Source organism: Actinoplanes sp. NPDC051633, from assembly GCF_040681735.1.
Taxonomy (GTDB): domain Bacteria; phylum Actinomycetota; class Actinomycetes; order Mycobacteriales; family Micromonosporaceae; genus Actinoplanes.
In genome coordinates, this window is sequence record NZ_JBFAZH010000708.1 from 1 (window position 1) to 4,109 (window position 4,109).

Sequence of the window (4,109 nt, forward strand, 5' to 3'; positions counted from 1 at the left end):
CTGAGGTTGCCGACCATGCCGTCGCTCGCTGAACTGGCCGCGCTCGGCGTGGCTCGGGTGAGCTGGGCTTCCCTCTTGTACCGCCGGATGATGGTCCGGTTCTCCGAAGATCTGGCTGCGCTGCGGGAGTGAGTCAGGCCGGGCTGAGCTCGCTTTCCGGCAGCCGGAGAAGTTGGCTGCGCGACGTGATCTCGAGCTTGGTGAAGACTTTGCTCAAGTGGTACTGCACAGTGCGCGGGCTGATGAACAACTGAGCGCCTATCTCGGGGTTGGACAGGCCGTCCCGGGCCAGCCGGGCGATCTGCCCTTCCTGAGGCGTGAGGGCGACCCGAGTGTCGACCCTGCGCTTGCGCGCGGTTTCGCCGGTCGCCAACAACTCGCGGCGGGCGCGCTCAGCGAACCCTCCGGCGCCGATCCGGCCGAACATGTCGTTCGCGATCCGGAGGTGCGCGCGGGCATCGACGCGGCGGTTCTCGCGGCGCAGCCACTCGCCGTACACCAGATGTGCGCGCGCGAGATGAACGGCGATTCGGGTACGCGAGAGGCGTTCGATCGCCTCGCGATAGTAGGCCTCGGCCGCCGCACCGTCGCACAGCAGGGCGGCCGACCAGGCATGGACACCGAGCGCCCAGTCCGTGCCGGCCGCGCTGGTCCGTTCCTCGAGCCGTCGGAGGGCGGCAGCGGCCTCATCGTTGGCGCCGCTTCGGACCGCCGCCTCGATCAACTCGACGAGGGCGAAGTTGAAGACCCCGAGATCCTCGTACTCGCATGCCGACCGGGCACCGGCCAACGCGGTGCCATAGTGGCCGAGGCCGTTGTACAGGACCGCGGTCACGTAGCCGTACCCCCCGACCGCCCTACCCTCGCCTCGCGAGATCGCATGCTCGAGGTTCCAGTTCAAGGCCTCCAGCACCTCGGACTCGACGCCGCGCCACGCGGCGAGCAAAAGCGAGGAGTACTTCACCGGAGCGTTGCCGGTCGCCTCGGTGATCCCCAGAGCCTCCTCGGCCAGCGACGACGCCGCCGCGAACTCCCCGGCGTGCAGGTGCACCACGGCGCGGTATCCAAGCGCCAGGGGCAGGACGATGAGCGCTCCGGAGTCGCGACACAGCAACACTGCCCGCGTGGCCAACTCATGCCACATTCCGTCGTCCCACAGGTCGCCGGCGACCTGCCATGGCAGCCAGAACCAGCGCATCGTGTCGCCTTGATCAGGTGCGCCCGCCCGGCTGAACGCGTTGAGCGCACGCCGCAGCGGCGCCACACCCGCGACGTAGCCCTCCGTGAACCGTGTCGCCAGGCCATCGAGGAGAAGGTCGGTCGGTCGTGGCGGCTGCTTTCCGGGCGGCGCACCTCGGGCGGCTGTCGCCACCTCGATGGGACCGACGCGGGCATGGAGGCGGCCGGCGAAGATCGCAGCGCCGAGCGCCTCCATGTACGCCTCACGCGCCAATCCGCTGTCGAGCGGAGCGAGCTGGTCTGCCGCATCGAGCAGCAGCGGCGGAGCGTCGCTGCCACGGCGGAGGGCGAAGACGGTCTGGGCGCGCAGGTACGTGAGCCGGGCGCGCTGAACGTCGTCCAGCGGGAACATCGCGGCGACCGCCAGCAGCTTGAGAGCGGCCTCCGGCGCTCCCGAATCGACCTTGGCCTTCGCAGCGGCGATGGTGCGCCGGCCGCGATGCCCCGGATCGGGGGTCAGCTCGGCTGCTCGCTCGAGGAACGCGGCCGCCGCGGCGATGCCGCCGCGGTGAGCGGCACGTCCCGCCGAGAGCTCGAGTTCCGCAGCGATGACCTCGTCCGGTGTGGTCGTCGCGTGTGCCCGGTGCCACGCACGACGGTCGGGATCGAGATCCGGATCGGTCGCGTCGGAGAGCGCCTGATGTGCCTGCTCACGCTCGGGCAAGGTCGCGGTCCGGTAGACCGCGGAGCGCACCAGCGGGTGGCGGAACCGGACCCGGCCGCGGAGGTCGATCAATCCGGCGGACTGCGCGGGTGCCGCGGCGTCAGCGCCGAGCCCGAGCCGGTCGGCCGCGCGCCACAGCAGGGACACGTCGCCCACCGGCTCAGCCGCGGCCAACAGCAAGAGCCGCCGCGTCTCGGCCGGGAGCGAATCGAGCCTGCGCAGGAAGCTCTGCTCGATCCGATTCGCCAGAGGCGTGGCATCGAGCACTCCGAACCCGCCCGCCATGTCTGCTGGTGTCAATCCGCGCGGCAGCTCGAGCAGGGCGAGCGGGTTACCGCGCGCCTCGGCGACGATGCGGTCCTCGACCAGCTCGTCCAGGCGACCGGCCAGCGCCGAGTCGAGCAGCGCCCGGGCATCCCCGTCACCCAGGCCCCGGACCACCAGCTCGGGAAGCCTGGCCAACTCCGGGGTGTCGCTCGGCTCACGAACCGCGAACACCAGCCCGACCGGCTCGGCGAGCACGCGGCGTGCGACGAACGCGAGGGTGAGCGCTGATGCACGGTCGAGCCACTGGGCGTCGTCAATCACCCACAGAAGTGGTTGCCGCTCGGCAATCGCCGAGAGCAGGCCGAGCACACCGAGACCCACAACGAAGCGGTCCGGGGCCGGCGCCGCACTGAGGCCGAACGCCGCCGCGACCGCGTCACGCTGCGGACCGGGCAACCGCTCCCGCAGATGGAGGAAGGGTGCGCAGAGCTGATGCAGTCCCGCGTAGGCAAGCTCCGTCTCGTACTCGTGGCCCGACGCCCGGGCGACGCGACAGTCCGTTGCGCTGTGCACCAGGTGGTCCAGCAGAGCCGACTTACCGACCCCGGCCTCGCCACGCACGACGAGCACCTGGCTCTGACTGGCCCGCACGCTCCCCAGCAGACGGTCCAGGACGTCGCACTCGTCGCGACGACCGCGCAGCGCAGGGCTCGTCGCCATCGTTCCCGGACGCTACTTCGGGCACCCGGTCGCGGTCAATCAATCGTTGCGCGCTCGTCGCGCCGCTCGCGACTGGCGATCCGGACTGGCGTGTTGGCGGACTCGACGGGCACGCGTCCGGCGCCATTGTCGACGCATGACAATCACTGAGCCTGTGGCCGACTTCGAAAGAGTCCGTTCGCGACTGCTCGGGATCGCATACCAGAAGCTGGATCGGGCGGCCGACGCCGAGGACGTCGTGCAGGAGGTGTGGATCCGCTGGCAAGGCGTGGACCACGCCGAGGTCCGGGATCCCATCGCGTTTCTGATCACCGTCACGAGGCGGGTGGCGCTCAACGTGGCGACCTCAGCCTGCTCCCGTCGCGAGATCAATGTCGATCAGCTCCCGGAGTTCACCATCGCGACTGTCGATCCGGCGACGGAGGCGGAGCGCCGTCAAGCGATCGAGAGCGCTGTTCAGTTGTTGATGGAACGAGTCTCCCCCGTCGAACGCGCCGTCTACGTGCTGCATGCGGCGTTCGGCTATCCGTTCCGCGAGATCGCCGAAGTCCTTGAGCTCAGCGAAGCCAACGCGCGCCAACTGGCGCGCCGCGCGCGTGCCCATCTGGCCGGACAACCCCGCTATCGCGTCGACCCGGAGGAACGAAGCGAGCTGGTCAGGGCCTTCCTCGGCGCAGCGGGGCTCGGCGACATGGCGGGCCTCATCGATCGGATGACCTATCACTCCGGCTGCCCGGTCGCGATCGCCCGTGCGAGCGGAAGGTGGCGCAGGTGATGAACCAGATCAGATCCGGATGGTCACCACCCCGGCCCACGCTCGGCGACCTGGCCGGCCAGGTCCGGCAGGTCCTCGCCGACCTTCCTCGCTTCGTCGTGGCGCCGTTCCGACGGCGTTGGCATCTGACCTGGGGAGCCACCCCGGCGGAGGTGGCCGCGCCGATGCCCGGCGACGATCTGCTGCCCGGCGCGCAGTACCGCGCCACCCGCGCGATCACCGTCAACGCTCCCCCGGCCGAGGTATGGCCGTGGCTGGTACAGGTCGGGGTGGGCCGCGGCGGCTGGTACGCCGACGACCTGCTGGACAACCTCGGCCGGCCCAGCCTCCGGAGGATCGTCCCGGCATTGCAGGATCTTCACGTGGGCCAGCGACTGGCGATGGTTCCCCACGCCGGCGAGCGCACCGCGTTCACCGTCGACGGCTACGACGAACCGTCCTGGC

Annotated in this window: 2 protein-coding genes and 1 pseudogene; 2 read left to right on the plus strand and 1 reads right to left on the minus strand. The window is 70.4% G+C overall.

The features are described 5' to 3' along the window. Positions 1 to 133: 133 nt before the first annotated feature. Positions 134 to 2,890, minus strand: coding sequence for a LuxR family transcriptional regulator (locus tag AB0M20_RS30270; RefSeq protein ID WP_364303733.1), 2,757 nt, complete (start codon positions 2,888 to 2,890; stop codon positions 134 to 136). 154 nt (positions 2,891 to 3,044) lie between these two features. Between AB0M20_RS30270 and AB0M20_RS30275 the strand changes: the two genes are divergently transcribed. Together AB0M20_RS30275 and AB0M20_RS30280 are read left to right on the plus strand one after the other, a co-directional pair. Beyond that, positions 3,045 to 3,665 carry a sigma-70 family RNA polymerase sigma factor gene (locus AB0M20_RS30275; protein WP_364303734.1) on the plus strand — a complete coding sequence of 207 codons (621 nt, stop codon included), beginning with the start codon at positions 3,045 to 3,047 and terminating at the stop codon, positions 3,663 to 3,665. Continuing rightward, positions 3,665 to 4,109 (plus strand): annotated as a pseudogene (locus tag AB0M20_RS30280) (hypothetical protein); the annotation flags it as partial. The gene AB0M20_RS30275 and the pseudogene AB0M20_RS30280, both read left to right, overlap by 1 nt.

What these genes read in the sequence shown, in the direction of transcription:
- AB0M20_RS30270 (WP_364303733.1), bottom strand. Translation starts at nt 2,890, where the DNA reads ATGGCGACGAGCCCTGCGCTGCGCGGTCGTCGCGACGAGTGCGACGTC.